A 22,795-nucleotide genomic window follows, 5' to 3' on the forward strand; every position below is an offset into this window, starting at 1 on the left:
GCCCCGGCTCTCGCAAGAGCACAAACCGAATGGCGACCGACGAGGCCGGTGCGGCTGATCCTCCCGTTCACAGCCGGGACATCGATGGATCCGGTCGCCCGGCTGGCCCAGGAGAGCCTCAAGGACACGCTCGGCCAGACCGTCGTCGTCGAGAACATCGCCGGCGCAGCCACCGTGGTCGCCGGGGCCGAGACGCTGAAATCCCCGGCCGATGGACACACCATGTTGATGATCGCCAACAGCTTTGCGGCGAACATCACGCTGCGGGCGCGGACGGCGGATTGGCAACGCGCCTTCGCTCCGGTGGTGCAGGCGACGGTAGTACCGCATGTCCTCGTGGTCGCGCCGCCGCTGAAGATAGACTGGGCGGGCTTCGTCAAACGCCTGCGCGAGAGCGGCGACTCAGTGACTTATGGGAGCCCGGGGATCGGGACCTCGCCGCATCTTGGCTCCGAGCACTTCCTGCGCCTGATCGGCGGCAGGGCCGTCCATGCGCCCTATAACGGCACCTCGCAGCTCTTCGTCGACCTGTTCGCCGGTCGGATCGACTTTGCGCTCAGCAATCTTCCGGACGTCGTCCAGTCGATCGACGAGGGCAAGCTCCTCGCGCTTGCAGTTACTGCGGACCGGCGCGTGCGCGAGCTGCCCAAGGTCCCGACCTTCACCGAACTCGGCCAGCCGGACCTTCTCTCCGACAGCTGGTTCGGCATCATGGTGCGGCGCGATACGCCGGCGCCGGCCCGCGAAGCGCTGGAGCGCGCCTGGCTTACGGCCCTGACGCGCCCGGACGTGCGCGAGCGCCTCCAGGGCCTGAGCTTCACGGTGCTGGCACGGCCGGGCGCGGAGTTCGAGACAGTGATCGACCGCTACGTGTCGACCTATGCGAGGATCATCAAGGAGAGCGGCATCACGGTTCAGCAGTGACGGTCGAGCCCGTGACCTGATCGCCGCGCGGCCTATCCAGGCAAGTCAAATTGGCAAGGCGGTCAGCGCCGCGGCGCAGGCTCGATCGCCGGCAGCTCGGTGCCCGCCGGCATGGCGGCCGGGGTGCGATCGATCGCGACGACGGGACGCCCGCGCAGCGAGAGCGCGACGGTGAGCCGTTCAGCTGCCTCCGGCGACATCGCGGCGAGCACGTCCGACATCTTGCGCGGGCTCATCTGCTGGACAACGGGGACGAGGATGTCGAGCGCCAGCCGGTCGAAGACGCGGGCGGCGTCCTTCGGCTTCATCGTCTCGTACATGATCACCAGGTTCTTGACGGCCTGATTGGCCTCGGTCTCCTGCTTGCGCGGGCCTTCGGCCTTCTCTTCCAGCGCCTTGAGATCGTCAACGCGGCCGCCGAGCTTCTTCTCGGCCGAATCGAGCAGCTTCTCGCGCATGTCGAGCTCGCGCATGCGGGCCTCGATCTCCTCGCGGCGCTGGCCGAGCCGTTCGAGCAGGGCCTTCTCCGCAGGCGAGACCGGCTGGGTCGTGCCGTTCATCACGCCGGCCCTGTTGTTCGGGTTGGCGTCGCGCTTGGCCTGTTCCTCGGGCGGGAGCTTCGGCGCCGGCGGATCGATCGTGCCGGTGGTCTCGGGATCCATGAAGACGTCGGGCTGGTGGGCCTTGGCGATGATCTTGGCCAGTCCCCAGACTTCCTTCTCCGGTTTTGCAGGCAAGATCTGCGCGCTGGCGGGCACCTTGCCCGGAGAAGGCTCCGCGGACCAGGCAAGCAGCTTCAGCGCCAGGAGACCCATGGCGCCGAGGATGACGGCCGGGATGAGGCGGGGCGACTGGATCACGCAGCCTGGCCTTCGAGCCTGCGGGCAGCGCGGGCGCGGATGGCGGCGGCGGCGTCGGCAGCGCTGGCCATGCGCGAGACGGCCGGCTTCTCGGTGGCGGGCTCGGGTTTCGGGGCGACCATGCTGGCAGCACTGACGATCTGGCCGATGCGTTCCATAACGCCCTGGCCGGCCTCGATCTGCTGGGCGAGGTCGGCGGCATAACGCTCGGCGGTGCGCAGGCGTTCGCCGAGCGTGCGGTCGCAATCGCCGAGCGTCAGCTTCAGGCCGGCGATGGCACGCTCGGCCGTATCGGTCGCCGAGATGAGGGCGCCGATGGTCTGGCGCATCGCGCTCTCATCGGCTTTCAGCCGCTCGATGCGCTTGGAGAGCACGAAGCAGGTGATGATGGTCGCGACCAGCAGGCAACCCACCAGCGCATCGGCGATCAGGGTGATGGTCATGGGGCAGGGACTCCCTGGTCAGGACGCCGGAGTGAGATGGCTGGTGTCGAAGGCAGCCATGGTCGTCTTCGAGCGCCGCAACGGGCTGACGACCTGGACGGCGATCTTGTCGTCGACGCGTCCGATCCGGCCCTCGCTGACGATGAACTCGCCGCAGCGCAACGAGGCGACGGAGTCGGGGCGCGCATCGAACATCAGCGTGTCGCCGATCTCGAGCTTCATCACCCGCTTCAGCGGCATGGTGCATTCGTGCAGCACGCATTTGACCGCGACATCAGCTTGCCAGACCTCGGTCGCGAGGTGGTTTTCCCAGATCGGATCGCGCCCGAGCTTCTCGCCCATGAAGCTTTCGAGCAGCAATTCACGGATCGGCTCGATGGTGGCGTAGGGCAGGAGCAGATGGAGCGAGCCGCCGCGGCCTTCCATGTCGAAGCGCAGCTCGACGCGGATGGCGGCGTTGGCCGGCCGGGAGATTGAGACGAAGCGCGGATTGGATTCGATCCGGTCGATCTTGAAATTCACTGGGGAGAGCGGCTTGAAGGCCGCTTCGGCATCGCCGAGCACGACGCCGATGACGCGGCGCAGCAGGCTCATCTCGATCGAGGTGAAAGGGCGCCCGTCGACGCGCCCTGCCGTCTGGCCGCGCTTGCCGCCGAGCATGGTGTCGAGCACCGAATAGGTGAGGGCGGACTCGATGGTGACGAGGCCGAAATTGTCCCATTCCTCGGCCTTGAACACCGCGAGCATCGCCGGCAGCGAGATCGAGTTGATGTAGTCGCCGAAGCGCACCGAGCGGATGCCTTCCAGCGTCACCTCGACATTGTCGCTGAACAGGTTGCGCAGGCTGGTGGAGAGGAGACGGACCAGGCGCTCGAAGATGATCTCGAGCATCGGCAGGCGTTCGTAGGTGACCGAGCCAGAATCGACGATCGCCTGGATGCCGCTGCGCCCGCCCTTGCCGTCATCTCCGATGGAGAAGCCGAGCATGGTATCGATCTCGTCCTGATTCATCAGGCGATCGATATTGGCTTCCGCCTCGCCACCGTCCTCGTCGACGATGTCGGGCATGGCAGCCCACTCCGCCGCCATGCCTTCCGGCGTCAGCGGCAGCTTGTCCTTGTCCTGGGCTTCGAGGTCGCTGCTGGCCATGTGGGTCTGCTCGGGCGAATGAGGCTGCCGCTATTGCAGCAGCAGTTCCTTGAAGAGGACGGCGTCGACCTTTGCCGGGTAGACTGTGACGTTGACCCGGCGCAGCAGCTCTTCCTTGAGCCGGTAAATGCCGGCCGAGCCGTCGAGGTCGGACGGGCGCAACTCGCGCATGAAGACCTGGAAGGCGTCCTCGACACGCGGCAGCAGTGGCTTGACCTGGTCCGCAGTCTTCGGGTCGGCAATCTCGAGCGCGACCTTGATCTTGACGATCGGCTGGCGGTCCTGCTGCGGACCGGCGGAGATGCCGATCATCATGTCCTTCATCTCGACGAAGGTGATCTGCTTCTTGGCTGCCGCGGCAGCCGCCTCGGCGCTGATCTCCTCGACGGGCTTCTTCTTCAGGAGGAAGAACCAGCTGCCGCCGAGCACCGCGACGAGCGCCAGGGCGCCGCCGATCATGACGAGCTTCTTCTTGCCGGGCTTCGACGCCGCTTCGGCGCCGTCCTCGGCGGTTTCGTCGTCCTTGCTCGTCTTCTTCGCCATCTCGGCTTGCCCGCCCGGGAGAGGCGCCGCCACCGGCCCGTCTTCCTGTCTGCGACCCTGACCAATTACGGTTAACGGCCCGTTAAGGCGGGCAATTTTTGCCGGGTCGTTTCTGCCGTGTGGGCGGGTTCTTACCAGGGCGAACGGATGCGTTTCACAAGTCAATATGTAATTATATCAAAGGCTTGCCTGAGTTAACCATGTTGGCACATCGCTTGCCACCTGATTGGCGTGGCCACCGCGCTGGGGAGCGTCGGGGCGGCCATGGGACAGATCGGGAGCAGGAGCCGTGGAAAACGCGCTTCTCGTCAGCCTGTCGCGCCAGATGGCTCTGGCGCGCGAGCTCGACGTCATCGCCAACAATGTCGCCAATGTCGGCACGAACGGCTTCAAGGCGCGCTCGGCGCGCTTTGCCGAGTACGTCTCGCCGACGGCGCGCGCCGACACCTTCCAGACGCAGGACCGCCGGCTTTCCTATGTCATCGACAAGGGCACGCCGATCGACCTGTCGCTGGGGGCGATCGAGCGCACCGGTAACCCGCTCGATGTCGCGGTTCAGGGTGACAATTATCTCGTCGTCCAGACGCCGCAGGGCGAGCGCTACACCCGCGCCGGCTCACTCGGTATCAATGGCCGCGGCCAGCTCGTGACCCAGGCCGGCCAGCCGGTCATGGGCGATGGCGGACCGATCGTCTTCGGCTCGACCGAGAGCAATCCGCAGATCGCCGCCGACGGCACGGTCACCTCCGACCAGGGCCAGCGCGGCAAGCTCCGGATCGTCCGCTTCGACAATCCCGCTGCGCTCGCCAGCGATGGCAGCAATCTCTTCTCCTCGACCACCGCTGCCCAGGCCGCAGGCCCGCAGGCGCGGCTCGAGACCGGGGCGATCGAGCGCTCCAACGTCAAGGCCGTGGTCGAGATGACCCGGCTGGTCGAAGTCCAGCGTGCCTACCAGACCCTGTCGGCGATGATGGCCAAGACCGACGAACTACGTGCCAAGGCGATCACCCGCCTGGCCGATCAGCAAGCCTGACGCGGAAAGGAGCCAAACCATGCGCGCGCTTTACACCGCTGCCACCGGCATGATGGCCCAGGAACTCAACGTCCAGGTCATCTCGAACAACATCGCGAACGTTCGCACCACCGGCTACAAGCGCCAGCGCGTGCATTTCCAGGACCTGCTCTACGAGCACTTCCGCCGCGCCGGCACGCAGACCTCGGATCAGAACACACAGGTTCCAGCCGGCACCTTCGTCGGCTCGGGCGTCAAGACCGCGTCGACCGGGCGGGTGATGAGCCAGGGCAACCTGACGCCGACGGAGAAGCAGTACGACATCGCGATCCGCGGCGAGGGCTTCTTCCGCATCCAGATGCCTGATGGCCGCACCGCCTATTCGCGCGACGGCTCCTTCGACCTCGACAGCCAGGGCCGGCTGGTGACGCGCGACGGCTACCAGGTCCAGCCGGGCATCACCGTCCCGAACAACGCGACCGGCGTCAACATCAACGCGCAGGGCACGGTCGAGGTCAATCTTCCCGGCCAGACCGCTCCGCAGCAGCTCGGCCAGATCCAGCTCACCCGCTTCATCAACAAGGTCGGCCTCGAATCGATCGGCGACAACCTGTTCCTCGAGACGGCTGGCTCCGGCCCGGCGATCGACGGACTCGGCGGCGAAGAGGGCTTCGGCACGCTGCAGCAGAACTACCTGGAAGAAGGCAACGTCCAGGCGGTGACCGAGCTCTCCTCGCTGATCGCGGCGCAGCGCGCCTACGAGATGAACTCCAAGGTGATTTCGGCCGCCGACCAGATGATGCAGTCCACCACGCAGATCATGCGCTGAGAGGGATGAGCCAGATGATCCGCTCCATTCTCCTGATCGCGACCATGACCGCGATTCCCGCCGCGGCATTTGCACAGGCGGTGGCTCCGGCCGGCGAGCGTGCTCCCGCGGCGGCACCGGCGGCAGCCAGCAAGCTCAAGCTGAAGACCGACCTTACGCTCTCGCGCGACATCGTCGGCTTCGGCGACCTGATCGCCGGCCTGTCGCCGCAGGATGCGGCGCTGCCGGCCTTCCGGGCGCCAGCGCTCGGCGAGACCGGCACGATCCAGGTCAGCCGCATCGTCGAGGCCGCGGTGAAGCACGGTATCCTGCGCGATGCGCAGGAGCTCGACAGCCAGGGCGTCGCCCAGGTGGTGGTGAGCCGGGCGGCGCGCCGGATCACGGGGCTCGATGTCGAGGCGGCGGTGAAGTCGGCGCTGCTCGAACGCTTCGGCTTCGACGGGCGCGCCTTCGCGCTGCTGCTCGATGGCGGCGCGCCCTCCGTCGTGGTCGAGCCGGAATTGACCGGCGACCTCGCCGCGCTCGACCTGAATTACGACGCCCGCAGCCGCCGCATCACGGGCCGCCTGACCATGCCGGGCAGCGCCGCGACCCGGCTGAAACCGGTGCGTGTCTCAGGCCAGCTGGTCGAGACGACGGAGGCCGTGGTGCCGCTGCGCACGATCGCCCGCGGCGAGACGCTCAAGGCATCCGACGTCACCGTCGAGCGCCGGCCGCGCGATGCGCAGTTCAACGACGTGATCGGCGAGGCGAAAGCGGCGGTCGGCAAGGTCGCCAAGCGGATGCTGGTGGCGGGCTCGGTGCTGCGCAGCGGCGATGTCCAGCGCGAGGAGATCGTCGGGCGCGGTGACATCGTCACCATCCTCTACGAGGCGCGCGGCGTCGCGATCAGCATGCGTGGCCGCGCCAACGAGGCCGGTGCGATCGGCGACGTCATCTCGATCACCAATCCACAGTCGAAGCGCGTGCTGCAGGGAACCGTCACCGGTCCCGGGCGCGTCAACGTCAGCCCGCAGGGCGGCGGCCAGATCGCCGCTGCCCGCTGAAGGCGGCCCCATTGCTCCAGTTGCGGACTATTCCCATGACCCGGACCAACCCTCTCGCCATCCCTGCCACCCTTGGCCTCAGCCTCATGCTGGGGGCTTGCGGAGCCGCCGACAGGCTCGCCAATGTCGGCCAGGCGCCGGCGCTCTCGCCGATCGAGGATCCGACCGCCGCCAAGGGCTATAAGCCCGTGCAGATGCCGATGCCACCGGTCGAGCACGCCTCCTTCGCGCCGAATTCGCTCTGGCGCACCGGATCGCGCGCCTTCTTCAAGGACCAGCGCGCCCGGCAGGTCGGCGACCTCGTCACCGTCAAGGTCAAGGTCACCGACCGGGCCCAGCTCGACAACACCACCAAGCGCAGCCGCAAGAACGGCGAGGATTTCGGCGCCGAGAACTTCTTCGGCTCCGAGAGCAAGTGGAGCAAGAAGGCAGATCCCAGTTCGCTGCTGAAGCTCGACTCGGATTCTTCGAGCGAGGGCAGTGGCTCGGTCCGCCGGGCCGAGCAGCTCGCCACCAATGTCGCCGCCGCCGTCACCCAGACCCTGCCGAACGGCAATCTGGTGATCGAGGGCAAGCAGGAGATCCGGGTGAATTTCGAAGTGCGCGAATTGATCGTCGCCGGCGTGATCCGGCCGGAGGACATCGAATCCGACAACACGATCGAGTCGGCCAAGATCGCCCAGGCCCGCATCGCTTATGGCGGCCGCGGCCAGATCACGGACGTGCAGCAGCCACGCTACGGCCAGCAGGTGATGGATATCCTGCTGCCATTCTGAGGCATGTCCCGGAAAAGTGGAGACCGATTTTTCCGAGACAGGACATGCCTGAAAGATAATTCCGATCCCAAAGCTTCCGGCGCGACGGCAACGCTCCCCACGTTCCATGCCTTCGCGCCGGGCTGGCGGTCTCTCCCGAGCCGCCTTTCCTCCCGGCCGCCCGCCACGCTCCCCAGCTATCCACGGCTGGCGGCCAGAAGCCCCGCGCCCTCCCGCGCGGGGCTTTGCTTTCACGAGGCTGTACCAGCCCCTGCAGTCCCGAGGTAAGAACCGGACGAGGAGGCGTCGTGGGCCTGCCGCAGCACGCCGGCCGACTCGCGGACCATGTCGGCGATCTCGAGCAATTGCCTGGCCAGCGGGCTGGTCTTGCGCCAGACCATGCCGATGGTCCGGGACGGTTCGGGCTGCCCGAAGCGCACGACCGAGACTGAGGCAGAGCGCGTCTCGACCGCCACGGCCATTTCCGGGATCAGAGTGACCCCGAGCCCCGCATCGACCATCTGGACCAGTGTCGACAGCGAGCTTGCATCCAGGAGGTCGCGCGGCTGCACGGTGCGCGGCTTCGTGTTGCAAAAGGAGAGGGCCTGATCGCGAAAGCAGTGGCCCTCTTCCAGCAAGAGCAGCCTCATCTCGCGCAGAGCCTCGCGATTGGGCACGGGTTTTCCTTCGTCCTCCCGCGGCCGAACCAGGACGAAGCTTTCGGTGAAGAGGGCGATCTCGGTCAGCGATGGTTCCGACACCGGCAGGGCGACGATCGCCATGTCGAGCCTTCCCTCGTTCAGCTCCTGGACCAGCTTCGGCGTCAAGGTCTCGCGCACATGCAGGTCGAGGCCGCCATGCAGGCGGGTGAGATCGCCGATGAGGCTCGGCAGCAAATAAGGCGCGACAGTCGGGATCACGCCGATGCGCAGCTTGGCGACGAGACCGCTCCGGGACGCACGGGCATAGCCTTCCAGCTCGTCGAATGCGCGCAGGATGTCCTTGGCGCGCTGGGCGATCTCCTCGCCGAAACTGGTCAGGCGAGCCTGGCGCCTGTCCCGCTCGAACAGCTCGGCGCCGAGCTCCTCTTCGAGCGCCTTGATCTGCATCGACAGCGCCGGCTGCGAGATCGAGCATGCCTCGGCGGCCCGTCCGAAATGGCCATGCCGCGCCAGCGCCTCGAAATAGCGAAGCTGCTTGAAAGTCAGGTTTGTCATAATCGCAGCTTATCGTCGCGATCAGAAAATCGGAATTAAAATAATGAAATACCTTTGCTAAGACGCAACCCAGCAGCCAGCTGAGCTCGGAGAATGACATGAACGCGAAGACTGAGGACAGCACGGGCAAATGCCCCGTCGCCCATGGTGGCGGCACTCGGCAGAACCGCGACTGGTGGCCGAGCCAGCTGCCTGTCGACCTCCTAAACCAGCACTCGGCCAAGTCCGATCCGCTGGGCCAGGCCTTCAACTATCGCGAGGCGTTCAAGAAGCTCGACTACGAGGCGCTGAAGAACGACCTGCGCAAGCTGATGACCGACTCGCAGGATTGGTGGCCGGCCGATTTCGGCCATTACGGCCCGCAATTCGTCCGCATGTCCTGGCACGCCGCCGGCACCTATCGCCTCGCCGACGGACGCGGCGGCGGCGGCCGCGGCCAGCAGCGCTTTGCCCCGCTCAACAGCTGGCCGGACAACGTCAATATCGACAAGTCGCGGCGCCTGCTCTGGCCGATCAAGCAGAAATACGGGCAGCAGATCTCCTGGGCCGACCTGTTGATCCTCACCGGCAACGTCGCCCTTGAGACCATGGGTTTCCGCACCTTCGGCTTCGCCGGCGGCCGCGAAGACACCTGGGAGCCCGATCACGATGTGAGCTGGGGCACAGAAACAGCCTGGCTGACCCACCGCCCGCTCGACAAGTTCGACGCGCCGCTCAGCGCCACCGAGATGGGCCTGATCTATGTCAACCCGGAAGGACCGGGCGCCAACGGCGATCCGCTCTCGGCCGCGGATTTCATCCGCGAGACCTTCGCCCGCATGGCGATGGACGATGAGGAGACCGTCGCGCTCATCGGCGGCGGCCACACCTTCGGCAAGACCCACGGCGCCGCGCCTGAATCCCACAAGGGACCGGACCCGGAGGCGGCCGGGCTGGAAGCGCAGGGCCTTGGCTGGGCCAGCAATTACGGCAGCGGGCACGGTGCCGACGCGGTCGGCAGCGGCATCGAGGTCACCTGGACGCAGACGCCGGTGCAGTGGAGCAATTTCTTTTTCGAGAACCTGTTCAAATACGAATGGGTGCAGACCCGCAGCCCGGGCGGCGCGATCCAGTGGGAAGCCAAGGACGCCGAGGCCGTCATCCCCGACGCGCATGATCCGTCGAAGAAGCGCAAGCCGACCATGCTGACGACCGACCTGTCGCTGCGCGTCGATCCCGCCTACGAGAAGATCTCGCGCCGCTTCCTCGAGAACCCGCAAGCCTTCGCCGAGGCCTTCGCCCGCGCCTGGTTCAAGCTGACCCATCGCGATCTCGGCCCGCGCTCGCGCTATCTCGGGCCGGAAGTGCCGAAGGAAGAGCTGATCTGGCAGGATGTCGTGCCGGCGCTCGACCATCCGCTGGTCAACGCGGCGGATGTCGCCGCGCTCAAGGAGAAGATCAGGGCTTCCAGCCTCACGGTTTCCGAGCTGGTCGGCACTGCCTGGGCCTCGGCCTCGACCTTCCGCGGCGGGGACAAGCGCGGCGGCGCCAATGGCGCGCGCATCCGCCTGGCGCCCCAGAAGGACTGGGAGATCAACCAGCCGGTCCAGCTCGCCCGGGTGATCGAGGTTCTCGACGGCATCCGCCGCCAGTTCAACAAAGAGGCCGACGGCGACCAGAAAATCTCGCTGGCCGACCTGATCGTGCTGGCCGGCAATGTCGGTGTCGAGCAGGCGGCGAAGGCGGCTGGCCATGAGGTCAGCGTGCCGTTCACGCCGGGTCGCACCGATGCCAGGCAAGAGCAGACCGACACCCACTCCTTCGATGTGATGGAGCCTGCCGCCGACGGCTTCCGCAACTACCAGAAGGCTGGGGCCAAGGTGGCCGGCGAGGTTGCGCTGATCGACAAGGCGCAGCTTTTGACCCTGACCGCGCCCGAGCTGACGGTGCTGATCGGCGGACTGCGCGCCATCGACATCAATGCCGATGGCAGCAAGCACGGCATCCTGACCGACCGGCCGGGCGTGCTGACGAACGACTTCTTCGTCAACTTGCTCGACATGGGCACGCAGTGGAAGGCTGTTTCCGAGGCCAAGGACGTGTTCGAGGGGACCGACCGCAAGACCGGCGCCGCCAAATGGACCGGCACCCGCGTCGATCTCGTCTTCGGCTCGAACTCGATCCTGCGCGCTCTGGCCGAGGTCTATGCCAGCCAGGATGCGAAGGAGAAGTTCGTCAAGGACTTCGTCGCGGCCTGGATCAAGGTGATGAACCTCGATCGCTTCGACGTCGCCTGATCCAGGATCGGACTGGCCCGGCCGCCGCGTTCAGCGGCGGCCGGGCCAGTGGCCTTGATCCCAAATGCAAAAGGCCCCGCAGCGAAACTGCGGGGCCTTATTGTTGACGAGCCATGTGCTCGCAGTATTTCAATCGTCGCGGAAGACGCGCTCGTTGCGCTCGTGGCGCTCCTGCGCTTCGAGCGAGAGCGTCGCGATCGGACGGGCTTCCAGGCGCTTCAGCGAGATCGGCTCGCCGGTCTCCTCGCAATAGCCGTAGGAGCCGTCCTCGATGCGGGCCAGCGCGGAGTCGATCTTCGAGATCAGCTTGCGCTGGCGGTCACGAGCACGCAGCTCGATGGCGCGATCTGTTTCCGAGGAGGCGCGATCGGCGATATCGGGATGGTTCTCGCTCTCGCTCTGCAGGGTGACCAGGGTTTCCTTGGCCTCCTTGAGGATTTCTTCCTTCCAGGCGAGCAGCTTGCCGCGGAAATATTCGCGCTGCCGCTCATTCATGAACGGCTCCTTGTCGGAGGGTTTGTAGTCAGGCTCGAGACTGATCTGCTTCGACATGAGAGGCCTTCTGCATGAACGTCCGCTCGAAGGCCCCGCCGGCTTTGCCGTGTCGAGGCCGCCGATTTGGCGCCCTTATAGCGATTGGTCACATAAGGAACAATCGCTTTCGCGCAGCCGTGAACAAGCTGGCAAAGTGCTGGAAAATCAACGCAATCGGATGATCGCCGCAGCGATGTCGGCGCCGAGCGGCCCGGCGATCCCCTGCCGGTAGTGGGCATGGTCGAAATATTTCTCCGGTTCGCGATTCTCCGGCCGGTCTGCACGCAGTCGACGAGAGCAGTTTTCGGTCGGCTCTCGGCTGGCTTGACATAGGTGGCGCGGCAGCCGTGTCGGCCCGGACTTCGGGGAGCCAGGGCGGGGCGCTGACGAGGTGAAGGGGCGCCGGTTCTTCCCTTCAAAAGCTCCGCGAGGCCCAGCTGGATGGGAGTTTCCGAGGATCGCCGAGACGCGGCTGAAGCCGCCCCAGCGCGCGTCAGAACTGGAAGTAGATGAACTCGTAATTGGCGTCGTCGCCGATCTTGAGCAGGACCAGCACGAAGAGGATCGCGGTGAGGACGGCGAGCCAGCGCGCCGCGGGCGCCTTGTGGACTGCCACCCAGGCGGTGGGGCCGATCATCGCGACCGCGATCGCGGGCAGAAACGCGCGCCACTTGAAGCCGGTGCCGACCGGGCCGAGGCCGAGCATGCCCTTGTAGATCGCGAGCGCCGCCTCGAACGAGGTGGTGCGGAACAGCACCCAGCAGAAGGCGACGAAGAGGAAGGTCAGCGCCCAGCCGAGCAGCTGCGGCATCGGCAAACCGGCGCGGCGCCAGAGCACGCCGATGGCGAGCACGACGCCATGCGCCACGCCCCAGGCGACGAAGTTGAGGCCGGCGCCGTGCCAGAGGCCGCCGAGCGCCATGGTGGCGAACAGTGCCCAGAGCTGCAGCGGCAGTCCGTGCCGCGAGCCGCCGAGCGGGATGTAGAGATAGTCGCGCAGGAAGCGCGACAGCGTCATGTGCCAGCGCCGCCAGAAATCCTGCAGGCTGACGGCGCGATAGGGCACGTCGAAGTTCTGCGGCAGCACGATGCCGAACAGCAAAGCGAGGCCGAGCGCCATGTCGGTGTAGCCGGAGAAGTCGAAATAGATCTGGAAGGTGAAGGCGAGGGTGCCCTGCCAGGCCTGCGCCATGCTCAGGGCCTCGCCGGCCGCCGCCGCGGCGAAGACCGGATTGGCGTATTCGGCCAGGGGATCGCCGAGCAGCACCTTCTTCGCCAGGCCGATCGTCAGCAGCATGATGCCGCGGGCGATGCGCTCGGCCGCATCCGGCCTGAGGTAAGGCCGCTCATCGAGCTGGTGCATGATCTCGCGCCAGCGCACCAGCGGCCCGGCCAGCACCTGCGGGAAGAAGGCGATGTAAAGCGCGTAGCGGACGAGATCGTAGCGCGGCGCCTCGCCCCGGCGCAGATCGGTCAGGTACATCACATGGTGGAAGGTGAAGAAGGAGATGCCGAGCGGCAGCGCGAGGTCGAGCTTCGCTGTCGGCAATCCTGGAATCATCGCAGTAAGATCGGCGAAGAAGTTGAAGTATTTGAACAGCGCCAGGATGGCGAGGTTGATCGCGATGGCGAGGGTGATCAGCGCCCCGCGCTTCGTCTTCAGGAAGGCCTCGGCGATCAGCCAGTTGAGCAGGATCGAGAAGGCGAGCAGCGGCACGAAGCGCCAGTCCCACCAGCCATAGAAGGCAAAGGAGAGCGCCGCGAGCAATGGCAGCCGCCAGGCCGGCGCAAAGCGCTCGACCAGCCAGTGCAGGGCGAGCGCCAGCGGCAGGAAGCCGAGCAGGAAGGCGAAGGAGTTGAACAGCATCGGGCGGGTGAGGGCGGCGGGAGAGGGCCGCCTTAGACGATTACGTGCCCGCTGTCATGGTCGGGGTGGTAGGTTAGATGCAGACGTTCGGCGCTTCCGCGTTCCCTTCCCCCCGCTTGCGGTGGGGAAGGGTTAGGGATGGGGGCCGGAAAGCCGGAGCCCTTTCCTTCATCATTTCGCCGAGCGGCACTGCCCCCCACCCCAACCCTCCCCACCGCAAGCGGGGGGAGGGAGAAGCGTCGAGCCGTTCAGATGTTGTCGCCTCTGAGCGCCTCGCAAACCGCCTCCGTCACCTGCTTCGTCGTCGCCTTGCCGCCGAGGTCGGGCGTGTGCAGGGCAGGGTCGGCTGTGATGCGCTCGACGGCACGCATCAGCCGGGCGGCGGCGGCCTTCTCGCCGAGATGCTCCAGCATCATCGCGCCGGTCCAGAAGGTCGCGACCGGATTGGCGATGCCTTTGCCGGTGATGTCGAAGGCCGAGCCATGGATCGGCTCGAACATGGACGGCGTCTTGCGCTCGGGATTGAGATTCGCTGTCGGCGCGATGCCGAGCGAGCCGGCGAGCGCCGCGGCGAGGTCGGAGAGGATGTCGGCATGGAGATTGGTCGCGACGATGGTGTCGAGCGTCTCGGGCTTCAGCGTCATGCGCATGGTCATCGCGTCGACCAGCATCTTGTCCCAGCTGACATCCGGGAAACCCTTCGCGACCTCGGCAGCGATCTCGTCCCACATCACCATGCCGTGGCGCTGGGCGTTCGACTTGGTGACGACGGTCAGGAGCTTGCGCGGCCGCGAGCGGGCGATCTCGAAGGCGTAGCGGATGATCCGGGTCACGCCGGCGCGGGTGAACATGGCGACGTCGGTCGCGACTTCCTCCGGCAAGCCCTTGTGGACGCGGCCGCCGACGCCGGAATATTCGCCCTCCGAGTTCTCGCGCACGATCACCCAGTCGAGCTCGGGGCCGGAGACGTGGCGCAGCGGGCTCACGATCCCCGGCAGGATGCGGGTCGGGCGGACATTGGCGTACTGGTCGAGCGGCTGGCAGATCGCGAGCCTGAGGCCCCACAGCGTCAGATGATCGGGAATATCCGGCGCGCCCACAGCACCGAAATAGATCGCGTCGAAGGCTCGCAGCTGGTCGGCGCCATCAGCCGGCATCATCACGCCATGCTTGCGATAATAGTCGGAGCCCCAGTCGAAGGCTTCGACATCGAGGCGGAAGCCGCCATCGCGCTCGGCGCAGACCTCCAGGGTCTGAAGTCCGGCGGCGATGACCTCGGGGCCGATGCCGTCCCCGCCGATGGTGGCGATCCTGTGCGTGCGCATGCTATTGTCCAATAGTTTCAGGCTATGAGGATGCAGCGCCCGCTTGGGGCGGACGCTGCCTGGTGATTACTGCACCGTCACGCCGGCATTGCGGATGACCGGCACCCATTTGTCGATCTCGCTGCGGACGAGCTCGCCGAGCGCGGCCGGGGTCTGGCCGGCCTCGTCGGGCAGTTCGGCGCCGAGATCGAGGAAGCGCTTGCGCGTCGCCTCATCCTTGAGCGCGGCACGCGCGGCGGCGTTCAGTCGTTCGACAATCGCCTTCGGCGTGCCCTTGGGCGCGAACATCGCGTTCCAGCCGGTCGCCTGGAACTGCGGCAACCCCTGCTCGGCCGAGGTCGGAACATCGGGAATGACCGAAAGCCGATCCTTGACCGCGACGACGAGGCCCTTGCCCTCCTTGGCCTGCACGGTCGGGACGATCGCGACGGTCTGGTCGCAGACATAGTCGACCTGGCCGCCGAGCAGGGCATTGAGCGCCGGTCCGGAGCCGCGGAAGGGGACGTGCTGCGGCTTGGTGCCGAGCAGCGAGTCGAGGAAGAGGCAGGTCAAATGCGAGGTCGAGCCGACGCCGCCGGAGCCGTAGTTCAGCTTCTCCGCGTTGGCCTTGAGATAGACGACGAATTCGCGGAAATCCTTGACCGGCAGGTCCTTCTTGGCGACCACCAGCATCGGCGTCGAGGCCGAGTTCATCACCGGCTCGAAATCGGTGCGCGGATCATAGGCGAGCTTGGGATAGAGCCCGACGCTCGCGGCCTGCGTGCCGAGATTGCCCATCAGCAGCGTGTAGCCATCCGGCGTCGCCTTGGCGACGCGCGAGGCTCCGGTGGTGCCGCCGGCGCCGGCGACGTTCTCAACCACGACCGACTGGCCGAGCGTGCGACCCATATGATCGGCCATCAGCCTGGCGACGATATCGGTGGTGCCGCCGGCGGCGAAGGGGACGACCAGCGTGATCGCCCGAGCTGGATAGGTGGTTTGCGCCGCAGCCGGCGTCGATGCAGCCAGCCCGCAGGCCAGCGCGAACAGCATTCGCTTCATTGCTTCTCTCCCTATGCCGGCGCTGTTGGTGCGCTTCGACTTCTCTTCCATGGAAGTTTGCATGGTTGATCGTCATCGCGGGAAGGCGCGATGTCAAGGTTCCATTCTTACTTGCATGGAAATAATCCCATGTGCTCAATCGGCCGTTGGAGGGACCATGGTCGAGCTTGTGCGCGCGGATATTTCGGATGCTGGAGTCAAGCGAGGTTCGCTGGTCGACGAGGCCTATGCCGCGCTGAAGCAGGCGATCCGCGACACCGTTTTTGCGCCCGGCTACCAGGGCTCGGAGCAGGAGATCGCGGTTAGGCTCGGCATGAGCCGCACGCCCGTGCACGAGGCGATCATCCGGTTGCAGGAAGACGGGCTGGTCCGCGTCCTGTCAAAGCGCGGCGTGCTGATCTGCCCGCTCGCGCCGCAGGACATTCGCGAGATCTACGAGGTCGTCATCGCCGTGGAATCGATGGCGGCGGAACTGCTGGCAGTTTTGTCCGACGCTGCTCGCGCGACTGTGGCCGACGAGCTGGAGGCGGCGACCACCGCCATGGAGGCGGCGCTGGCGCGTGACTATCTGCCGGGCTGGGCCGAGGCCGACGATCTCTTCCATCGCCTGCTGGTCGAGCGCTGCGGCAATGGCCGCCTGCGCCGCATCGCCCAGACGGTGACGGACCAGGCGCACCGCGCCCGCATGCTGACCCTGAAGCTGCGGGCGCGGCCGATCGGTTCGGCGCAGGCGCATCGCCTGATCATTGCGGCCGTGCGCGCCGGCGATGCCGGGGAGGCGCATCGCAGCGCCCGCGCTCATCGCGTCGCCGCGCGCGACGAGATCGTTCCCCTGATCGAGCATATCGGCCTGCGCCAGCTCTGATCGTCCGGCGGCTTAGCGTAATTTTCAAAATGCATCGAGTTCGTCACCTCAGCATAAGAAAGTGCTGACGCCCGTCAGCGTGAGTGTGCCAGCGAGCATGTGGCCGACCGGTCACAGCGACCAGCAAAGCTCGCCCCAAATTCACCTCAGGTCAGATGGTTTGCTCAAGAAGGTTACGGCAATAGCAGGTCGCCACAGGGCGCCCTGAACTGGTTCCGATTTCCATCCACCCAGCCGTTGCGTCCCATAACGGCTATTCGTCGGCCGGGCGTCAGGAGCGGACGTTGAGCTTCCGTCCCAAACCGGACATCTCCGCCGGCGCCACAGGCGCTCCTCAAGTCATCGCAGAATCGGTGAAGGGGCGGTCAACGGCGTCAGTTGTATATTCACTGATGAAACCTTTCTTCGGATCACTCCCACTCCAATCGGTTATTCAGTGCCGGCCGGGGACTTGCAGGTAGAGCAGGCAAAGGACCAGAACGGCGAGAACCAGCGAACAGAGTTTCCAGAACAGAAGTGGGTTTTTCTGAAGAAGCGGCGTCCGTTCCGTAGACATGAGATTCCGGTTCGGATGGCGCAGATCATAAATGAACTCGGAGAGCAGATCGTAGCGCTTGTCCGGATCCGGACTCGCTGCCTTCCCGAGGGCTGCGTCTATCCAGGCCGGGAGCTCGCGGCTCTCGTCGAGAGCTGTCGCGTAATGCACCTTGCGCTGCTGCGATCTGGTCCTGGCCTTGGCCATCTCGGCACCGTAGGGCAAGCGCCCGGTCAGCATCTCATAGGCGATGACACCGAGCGAGTAGAGGTCGGAGCGCGGCGAGCCGCCTTCGCCGAGGAGACATTCCGGTGCCGTATACTGCGCCGTGCCGAGGATCGCTTCCGCCCCCGCCGGGCTCGCCTCGGCCACTCCTGCCACCCGCGTCGAGCCGAAATCGATGATCTTCACCGTCCCGGTCTTGTCGATCATGATGTTGGCCGGCCTCAGGTCCTGATGCAGCATCTCCTTGCGGTGGAAGGCGAGCAGGCCTCGCGCGATCTGCTCGACGATGCCGCGTACAGTCTCCAGCTCGGGCCGGGGATTGTCGATCATCCACTGCGCCAGGGTCTGGCCGTCGACGAATTCGGTGGCCACGTAGAGATAGTTGCGGGCGCGCGATTGCAGGCGCGGCTTGAGCACATGGGCGCTGTCGAGGCGCCGCGCGACCCATTCTTCGAGCATGAAGCGCCTGAGATAGTCCGGGTCACCGCGCAGGTCGATCGAGGGGATCTTCAGCACCACCAGGCTCTCGTCGTCGAGATCGACGGCGAGATAGATATGGCTGCGGTTGCTGGCATGCAGCTGCCGGACGATCCGGTAGCCGTCGAACAGCATGCGCGCCTCCAGCAGGGGCGGCAGCGGCAGTTCGGAACGCTGCCCGAGCGCCTCGCCGGCATCGCCCTCTGACAGGTCGTCGATGCGGACGATCTGGATGGTCAGATTGTCCGGGCTACCGTTGCGATAGGCCTCCTCGACGATCAGTTGCGCGGCGCGGTCGAGATCCTGCGCATTCCCGGCGATGGTGCCGGCGACAAAACGTGGCGCGACATGCTCGTAGACCCCGTCGGTCGCCAGCATGAAGACGTCGCCCCTTGCGAGCGTCAGCTTCTGGTAGTCGATCTCGATCTGCGGGTTCGCGCCGAGCGCTCGCGCGAGATAGCTCTGCTCGGAGGAGACACCGACACGATGGTCGTCGGTCAGCTGCTCCAGCGAGTTGCCGGCCAGGCGGTAGATCCTGGAATCGCCGACATGGAAGAGATGGGCGCTGGCCGATTTCAGCACCAGCACACTCAACGTGCAGACATAGCCCTTGTCCCGCTCATAGGCATACTGGCTGCGGCGTGTCTGCGCGTGCAGCCAGGAATTGGTCGCGGCGATGACGCGTTGCGCCGAGGTCTTCACCGACCAGGCCTCGGAGGTGCAGTAATAGTCGGTCAGGAAGCTCTTGATCGCGGATTCGGCGGCGATCCGGCTGACGCTGCTGCTGCTGATGCCATCGGCCAGCGCGACCGCGATGCCCTTGAGGCCGAGGAGCGGCTCCTCCGGGATCAGGGCGCCATGGAAGTCCTGATTGGTCTCCTTGCGTCCCTTGTCGGAATGCTGGCCGACCGAGATCGTCAGTCTATGCGACATCGCTTGCCATACCGGCAGGGCCCCGCCGCAGGGTGGCGAGGCCCGGCGCAGTGCTCATTCGAAGGCGCGCTTCGGCGCGGTGCGGATGTGCGTGGCGTAAAGCGTCAGCCCGGTGAACGCGAGGCCGCCGACGAGATTGCCGACCACGGTCGGGATCTCGTTCCAGAAGATGTAGTCGAACCATGTGAACTTCCCGCCCAGCAGCAGGCCCGAGGGGAACAGGAACATGTTCACGATCGAATGCTCGAAGGTCATGAAGAAGAACAGCATGATCGGCATCCACATCGCGAGCACCTTGCCCGTGACGGTGGTGGAGATCATGGCACCGACCACGCCGGCCGAAACCATCCAGTTGCAGAGCATGCCGCGGACGAACAACGTCAGCATGCCGGCGGCGCCGGCCGAGGCGTAGCCCAGCGTGCGGCCTTCGCCGATGTGGCCCAGCATGACGCCGACCTTGTCGGGCTCCTTGGAGAAGCCAAAGGTGGTGACGATCGCCGCCATCACCGCGACGGTGAAGGCGCCGCCGAAGTTGCCGAGAAACACGAGACCCCAGTTGCGTAGCACCCCCTTGAAGGTCACGCCCGGCCGCTTGTCGAGCAAGGCAAGCGGGCACAGGACGAACACGCCGGTCAGCAGGTCGAAGCCGAACAGATAGAGCATGCAGAAGCCGACCGGAAACAGGATAGCTCCGACGAGCGGGATGCCGGTCTGCACGATGATCGTGATCGAGAACCAGGCGGCGAGGGCCAGGATGGCGCCGGCCATATAGGCTCGGATGATCGTATCGCGCGTCGACATGAAGATCTTGGATTCGCCGGCGTCGACCATCTTGGTCACGAATTCGGACGGAACGAGATAGGCCATGAGTGCTCCCCAGAGGCGTTTGTGTGAGATGTCGCGCGCCGGCACCTGCCGGCACGAATTCGATGGAATCGTGTTGCTTGCCGCGCGCCGCTCAGGCGGCGAACGCCGCCAGCACCGCGGCCGGCAGCAGCACCTTGCCGTCCTCGATCCGGACCGGGATCTTTGGCACGCAGCCCTTGTCCGCGCCCTGGGCTTCGCCGGTCTGCAGGCTGATTACCCAGTTGTGCAGTGGGCAGGTCACGCCATGGCCGTGGACGATGCCTTGGCTCAGCGGACCGCCCTTGTGCGGGCAGCGGTCGCGCAGCGCGAAGATCGCGCCGTCGGCCGCCTTGAAGACGGCGATGTCGCCACTCGCCGCCGTGACAACGCGGGCGCCGCGCAGCGGGATATCGTCGGCGCTGCCGACGGCGATCCAGTCGATCACGACGGCATCATTCGCGCTCGCGCTCATGACAGCCTCCACTCGGCATGCCGCGCCGCGCCGAAGGCGGCCAAGGGCGCGAACTCGTGCGCGTCCTTGCCGGCGACGCGTTCGGCCCACGGGTCGGTCTGGACATAGCTCTGGCTGAGCACGAAGCGCTCGAACAGGGCGCGGCGCCGCTCCGTGTCGTCCATGATCGCCGCCTTGACGCTGTCGATGCCGACGCGCTTGGCCCATTTGTAGATGCGCTCGAGATAGCGGCCCTGCTCGCGATAGAGCTGGGTCAGGGCGGCGACGATCTCGATCGTCTCCTCCTCTGTCGCGGCATGGCCGAGCACCTCGGTGCCCTTGATGTCGAGCCCGGCGGCACCGGCGAAATGGATTTCGTAGCCGGAGTCGACGCAGATCACGCCGATATCCTTACAGGTCGCTTCGGCGCAGTTCCGCGGGCAGCCGGAAACCGCCATCTTGAGCTTGGCCGGCGTCCACGAGCCCCACATGAACTTCTCGATCTTGACCCCGAGGCCGGTCGAATCCTGGGTGCCGAAGCGGCACCACTCCGAGCCGACGCAGGTCTTCACCGTGCGCAGGCCCTTGGCGTAGGCAGCACCCGAGATCATGCCGGCGGCGTTGAGATCGGCCCAGACGGCGGGCAGGTCCTCCTTGTTGATGCCGAGCAGGTCGATGCGCTGCCCGCCGGTGACTTTCACCGTCGGGATCGCGAACTTGTCGACGACATCGGCAATGGCGCGCAGTTCCTTAGCGCTAGTCAGCCCGCCGAACATGCGCGGCACCACCGAATAGGTGCCGTTCTTCTGGATATTGGCGTGGACGCGCTCGTTGATGTAGCGGCTCTGGCTGTCGTCCTCGTATTCGCCCGGCCAGTCGCAGACGAGATAGTAGTTCAGCGCCGGCCGGCATTTGGCGCAGCCGCAGGAGCTCTTCCAGCCGAGCTCCTGCATCACCGCCGGGATAGACTTCAGCTGCTTGGCCTTGATCAGGCGCCGGACATCGTCATGGCCGAGCTCGGTGCAGCCACACATCGGCTGGACCGCGGCGGGATTGTAGGCATCGCCGATGGTGAGCCTGATCACCTGCTCGACAAGGCCGGTACAGGAGCCGCAGGAGGCCGAAGCCTTGGTGTGGGCGCGGACATCGTCGAGGCTCTTCAGGCCGAGCTCGCTGATCGTGTCGGTGATCTTGCCCTTGCAGACGCCGTTGCAGCCGCAGATCTCGGCCTCGTCCGGCAGCGCCGCGACCGCCGCCAGCGGGTCGAGCGCGCCGCCGCCCTGATAGCCCTGGCCGTAGATCAGAGTCTCGCGCATTTCCGCGACGTCGACGCTGCGCTTGATCATGTCGAAGAACCAGGCACCGTCGGCGACGTCGCCGTACAGCACCGCGCCGAGGATGCGGTTCTCCTTGAGGACGAGGCGCTTGTAGACGCCGCGCGTCGGGTCGCGCAGCACGATCTCCTCGCGGTCCTTGGCCTCGGCGAAATCGCCGGCCGAGTAGAGGTCGATGCCGGTGACCTTGAGCTTGGTCGCCGTCGCGCTCGGGTGGAACTCGGCCGCGTCGCCGAGCAGGTTCTTCGCCACCACGCCGGCCATCTCGTAGAGCGGCGCAACGAGGCCGAAGACCTGGCCGGCGGCTTCGGCGCATTCGCCGAGCGCGAAGATGTCGGGGTCGGAGGTGCGCATGTCGGGCGAGACGACGATGCCGCGATTGACGGCGAGTCCGGCCTCCCCGGCGAGCCCGGCATTCGGCCGGATGCCGACCGCCATCACGACGATGTCGGCCGGATAGAGCGTGCCGTCGTCGAGGCGCACTCCGGTAACGCGCTTCTCGCCGACGATCTCCTGCGTGTTGGCCTTGCAGTGGACGCGGATGCCGCGGCTTTCGAGAGAGCGCTGCAGCAGATAGCCGGCGGCGGTGTCGAGCTGGCGCTCCATCAGGGTCGGCATCAGATGCAGCACGGTGACGTCCATGCCCTGCATCTGCAGACCTGCCGCCGCCTCGAGCCCGAGCAGGCCGCCACCGATCACCACGGCGCGCGCGCCCGGCCTGGCCGCGACCATCATGGCGTGGACGTCGTCGAGATCGCGATAGCTCAACACGCCGGGCAGCTGATGGCCGGGCACGGGAATCATGATCGGGTTCGAGCCGGTCGCGACGATCAGCTTGTCGTAGGCGACCGTCTCGCCATGCTCCGAGGTCACGGTCTTCGCGGCACGGTCGATCGCCACGATCTTGTGGCCCTTGTAGAGGGTCACGCCGTGCTTGATGTACCAGCCGTCGCCATGGATGACGATGTCCTCATAGGACTTCTCACCCGCCAGCACCGGCGAGAGCATGATGCGATCGTAATTGACGCGCGGCTCGGCGTTGAAGACCGTCACCTTGTAGGCGTCGGGGGCAGCCTCGAACAGCTTCTCCAGCGCCCGGCCGGGCGCCATGCCGTTGCCGACCACAACAAGCGACTGCTTGGTCATGGAAATCCAGAATGTAGGAGAGATCCTGGCTGGATCGCGCGGCGCTGCGCAATCGAGCCTCAGGAATGGCGCTGCCTCATTGCAGCGGGACGCCGCACCCTAAACAAGATCCGTGCCAAGCTCCTGGGCGAGCGCAATGGTTTCAAATTCGACAATTTTTTA

20 protein-coding genes are annotated in these 22,795 nt (G+C 66.0%); 7 read left to right on the forward strand and 13 right to left on the reverse strand.

The window, feature by feature from the left end; genetic code table 11:
* The first annotated feature begins 84 nt into the window (after nt 1-84).
* Nucleotides 85-924 (forward strand): Bug family tripartite tricarboxylate transporter substrate binding protein, encoded by an 840-nt coding sequence (locus tag ACSQ24_RS08055; RefSeq protein ID WP_436094183.1) that lies wholly within the window; start codon nt 85-87, stop codon nt 922-924.
* A gap of 62 nt (nt 925-986) precedes the next feature.
* Here ACSQ24_RS08055 and ACSQ24_RS08060 read toward each other — a convergent pair whose 3' ends face one another.
* Genes ACSQ24_RS08060 through fliL form a run of 4 tightly spaced genes read right to left on the reverse strand, consistent with a single transcriptional unit; the run spans nt 987 to nt 3,952 of the window.
* A complete protein-coding gene (locus ACSQ24_RS08060; RefSeq protein ID WP_436094184.1) occupies nt 987-1,784 on the reverse strand; it encodes a MotE family protein in 798 nt (265 codons plus the stop codon).
* Nucleotides 1,781-2,227, reverse strand: coding sequence for a DUF6468 domain-containing protein (locus ACSQ24_RS08065; RefSeq protein ID WP_436094185.1), 447 nt, complete (start codon nt 2,225-2,227; stop codon nt 1,781-1,783). Before ACSQ24_RS08065 ends, ACSQ24_RS08060 begins: the two co-directional genes overlap by 4 nt.
* 18 nt (nt 2,228-2,245) lie before the next feature.
* Nucleotides 2,246-3,376, reverse strand: a complete 1,131-nt coding sequence (gene fliM, locus ACSQ24_RS08070; RefSeq protein WP_436094186.1) for a flagellar motor switch protein FliM — start codon at nt 3,374-3,376, stop codon at nt 2,246-2,248.
* Between the two features lie 30 nt (nt 3,377-3,406).
* Nucleotides 3,407-3,952, reverse strand: a complete 546-nt coding sequence (gene fliL / locus ACSQ24_RS08075) for a flagellar basal body-associated protein FliL (RefSeq protein ID WP_436094187.1) — start codon at nt 3,950-3,952, stop codon at nt 3,407-3,409.
* A 256-nt stretch (nt 3,953-4,208) separates the two neighbouring features.
* On the opposite strand from fliL, the gene flgF reads away from it, so the two are divergent.
* Genes flgF through flgH form a run of 4 tightly spaced genes read left to right on the forward strand, consistent with a single transcriptional unit; the run spans nt 4,209 to nt 7,582 of the window.
* Nucleotides 4,209-4,952 (forward strand): flagellar basal-body rod protein FlgF, encoded by a 744-nt coding sequence (gene flgF, locus ACSQ24_RS08080; RefSeq protein ID WP_436094188.1) that lies wholly within the window; start codon nt 4,209-4,211, stop codon nt 4,950-4,952.
* 19 nt (nt 4,953-4,971) lie between these two features.
* Complete coding sequence (gene flgG, locus ACSQ24_RS08085; protein ID WP_436094189.1) at nt 4,972-5,760, forward strand: flagellar basal-body rod protein FlgG; 789 nt, start codon at nt 4,972-4,974, stop codon at nt 5,758-5,760.
* Nucleotides 5,761-5,774: 14 nt separating this feature from the next.
* Nucleotides 5,775-6,806, forward strand: coding sequence for a flagellar basal body P-ring formation chaperone FlgA (gene flgA / locus ACSQ24_RS08090; RefSeq protein ID WP_436094190.1), 1,032 nt, complete (start codon nt 5,775-5,777; stop codon nt 6,804-6,806).
* Nucleotides 6,807-6,817: 11 nt separating this feature from the next.
* Complete coding sequence (gene flgH, locus ACSQ24_RS08095; protein ID WP_436094191.1) at nt 6,818-7,582, forward strand: flagellar basal body L-ring protein FlgH; 765 nt, start codon at nt 6,818-6,820, stop codon at nt 7,580-7,582.
* A gap of 230 nt (nt 7,583-7,812) precedes the next feature.
* On the opposite strand, the gene ACSQ24_RS08100 is transcribed toward flgH, so the two are convergent.
* Nucleotides 7,813-8,778, reverse strand: a complete 966-nt coding sequence (locus ACSQ24_RS08100) for a hydrogen peroxide-inducible genes activator (RefSeq protein WP_436094192.1) — start codon at nt 8,776-8,778, stop codon at nt 7,813-7,815.
* 98 nt (nt 8,779-8,876) lie between these two features.
* On the opposite strand from ACSQ24_RS08100, the gene katG reads away from it, so the two are divergent.
* Entirely contained in the window at nt 8,877-11,054 is a 2,178-nt protein-coding gene (gene katG / locus ACSQ24_RS08105) for a catalase/peroxidase HPI (protein WP_436094193.1), read from the forward strand.
* Between the two features lie 129 nt (nt 11,055-11,183).
* Here the strand turns inward: katG and dksA are convergent, their stop codons facing one another.
* From dksA to ACSQ24_RS08125, 4 genes are all read right to left on the reverse strand, one after another.
* Nucleotides 11,184-11,606, reverse strand: a complete 423-nt coding sequence (gene dksA / locus ACSQ24_RS08110; RefSeq protein ID WP_126110106.1) for an RNA polymerase-binding protein DksA — start codon at nt 11,604-11,606, stop codon at nt 11,184-11,186.
* A 475-nt stretch (nt 11,607-12,081) separates the two neighbouring features.
* Nucleotides 12,082-13,455, reverse strand: a complete 1,374-nt coding sequence (locus tag ACSQ24_RS08115; RefSeq protein WP_436094194.1) for an MBOAT family O-acyltransferase — start codon at nt 13,453-13,455, stop codon at nt 12,082-12,084.
* Nucleotides 13,456-13,703: 248 nt separating this feature from the next.
* Nucleotides 13,704-14,780, reverse strand: coding sequence for a tartrate dehydrogenase (locus ACSQ24_RS08120; RefSeq protein ID WP_436094195.1), 1,077 nt, complete (start codon nt 14,778-14,780; stop codon nt 13,704-13,706).
* 66 nt (nt 14,781-14,846) lie between these two features.
* A complete protein-coding gene (locus tag ACSQ24_RS08125) occupies nt 14,847-15,821 on the reverse strand; it encodes a tripartite tricarboxylate transporter substrate-binding protein (protein WP_436094196.1) in 975 nt (324 codons plus the stop codon).
* Between the two features lie 157 nt (nt 15,822-15,978).
* Here ACSQ24_RS08125 and ACSQ24_RS08130 point away from each other — a divergent pair, with 157 nt between their 5' ends.
* Nucleotides 15,979-16,686: a GntR family transcriptional regulator gene (locus ACSQ24_RS08130; RefSeq protein WP_436094197.1), complete on the forward strand. Its 708-nt coding sequence runs from the start codon at nt 15,979-15,981 to the stop codon at nt 16,684-16,686.
* A gap of 433 nt (nt 16,687-17,119) precedes the next feature.
* On the opposite strand, the gene ACSQ24_RS08135 is transcribed toward ACSQ24_RS08130, so the two are convergent.
* The 4 genes from ACSQ24_RS08135 to nirB all read right to left on the reverse strand — a co-directional run bounded on the left by ACSQ24_RS08135 (nt 17,120) and on the right by nirB (nt 22,633).
* Nucleotides 17,120-18,856, reverse strand: coding sequence for a protein kinase domain-containing protein (locus ACSQ24_RS08135; RefSeq protein ID WP_436094198.1), 1,737 nt, complete (start codon nt 18,854-18,856; stop codon nt 17,120-17,122).
* A 54-nt stretch (nt 18,857-18,910) separates the two neighbouring features.
* The gene (locus tag ACSQ24_RS08140) at nt 18,911-19,723 is read right to left on the reverse strand and encodes a formate/nitrite transporter family protein (protein WP_436094199.1); all 813 of its coding nucleotides are present in this window, start codon (nt 19,721-19,723) and stop codon (nt 18,911-18,913) included.
* A gap of 91 nt (nt 19,724-19,814) precedes the next feature.
* Entirely contained in the window at nt 19,815-20,174 is a 360-nt protein-coding gene (gene nirD, locus ACSQ24_RS08145) for a nitrite reductase small subunit NirD (RefSeq protein ID WP_436094200.1), read from the reverse strand.
* The gene (nirB, locus tag ACSQ24_RS08150) at nt 20,171-22,633 is read right to left on the reverse strand and encodes a nitrite reductase large subunit NirB (protein WP_436094201.1); all 2,463 of its coding nucleotides are present in this window, start codon (nt 22,631-22,633) and stop codon (nt 20,171-20,173) included. The genes nirD and nirB overlap by 4 nt, the downstream gene beginning before the upstream one ends.
* Nucleotides 22,634-22,795: the final 162 nt, after the last annotated feature.

This window comes from Allobosea sp. LjRoot237 (assembly GCF_964253285.1).
In the GTDB taxonomy this organism is placed as follows: Bacteria; Pseudomonadota; Alphaproteobacteria; order Rhizobiales; family Beijerinckiaceae; genus Allobosea.

Bases quoted from the DNA above. Each gene is read 5' to 3' on its own strand.
- ACSQ24_RS08055 (WP_436094183.1), top strand. From the start codon at position 85: ATGGATCCGGTCGCCCGGCTGGCCCAGGAGAGCCTCAAGGACACGCTC.
- ACSQ24_RS08065 (WP_436094185.1), bottom strand. From the start codon at position 2,227: ATGACCATCACCCTGATCGCCGATGCGCTGGTGGGTTGCCTGCTGGTC.
- fliM (WP_436094186.1), bottom strand. From the start codon at position 3,376: ATGGCCAGCAGCGACCTCGAAGCCCAGGACAAGGACAAGCTGCCGCTG.
- flgG (WP_436094189.1), top strand. From the start codon at position 4,972: ATGCGCGCGCTTTACACCGCTGCCACCGGCATGATGGCCCAGGAACTC.
- flgA (WP_436094190.1), top strand. From the start codon at position 5,775: ATGATCCGCTCCATTCTCCTGATCGCGACCATGACCGCGATTCCCGCC.
- ACSQ24_RS08100 (WP_436094192.1), bottom strand. From the start codon at position 8,778: ATGACAAACCTGACTTTCAAGCAGCTTCGCTATTTCGAGGCGCTGGCG.
- katG (WP_436094193.1), top strand. From the start codon at position 8,877: ATGAACGCGAAGACTGAGGACAGCACGGGCAAATGCCCCGTCGCCCAT.
- dksA (WP_126110106.1), bottom strand. From the start codon at position 11,606: ATGTCGAAGCAGATCAGTCTCGAGCCTGACTACAAACCCTCCGACAAG.
- ACSQ24_RS08115 (WP_436094194.1), bottom strand. From the start codon at position 13,455: ATGCTGTTCAACTCCTTCGCCTTCCTGCTCGGCTTCCTGCCGCTGGCG.
- ACSQ24_RS08120 (WP_436094195.1), bottom strand. From the start codon at position 14,780: ATGCGCACGCACAGGATCGCCACCATCGGCGGGGACGGCATCGGCCCC.
- ACSQ24_RS08125 (WP_436094196.1), bottom strand. From the start codon at position 15,821: ATGAAGCGAATGCTGTTCGCGCTGGCCTGCGGGCTGGCTGCATCGACG.
- ACSQ24_RS08130 (WP_436094197.1), top strand. From the start codon at position 15,979: ATGGTCGAGCTTGTGCGCGCGGATATTTCGGATGCTGGAGTCAAGCGA.
- ACSQ24_RS08135 (WP_436094198.1), bottom strand. From the start codon at position 18,856: ATGTCGCATAGACTGACGATCTCGGTCGGCCAGCATTCCGACAAGGGA.
- ACSQ24_RS08140 (WP_436094199.1), bottom strand. From the start codon at position 19,723: ATGGCCTATCTCGTTCCGTCCGAATTCGTGACCAAGATGGTCGACGCC.
- nirD (WP_436094200.1), bottom strand. From the start codon at position 20,174: ATGAGCGCGAGCGCGAATGATGCCGTCGTGATCGACTGGATCGCCGTC.
- nirB (WP_436094201.1), bottom strand. From the start codon at position 22,633: ATGACCAAGCAGTCGCTTGTTGTGGTCGGCAACGGCATGGCGCCCGGC.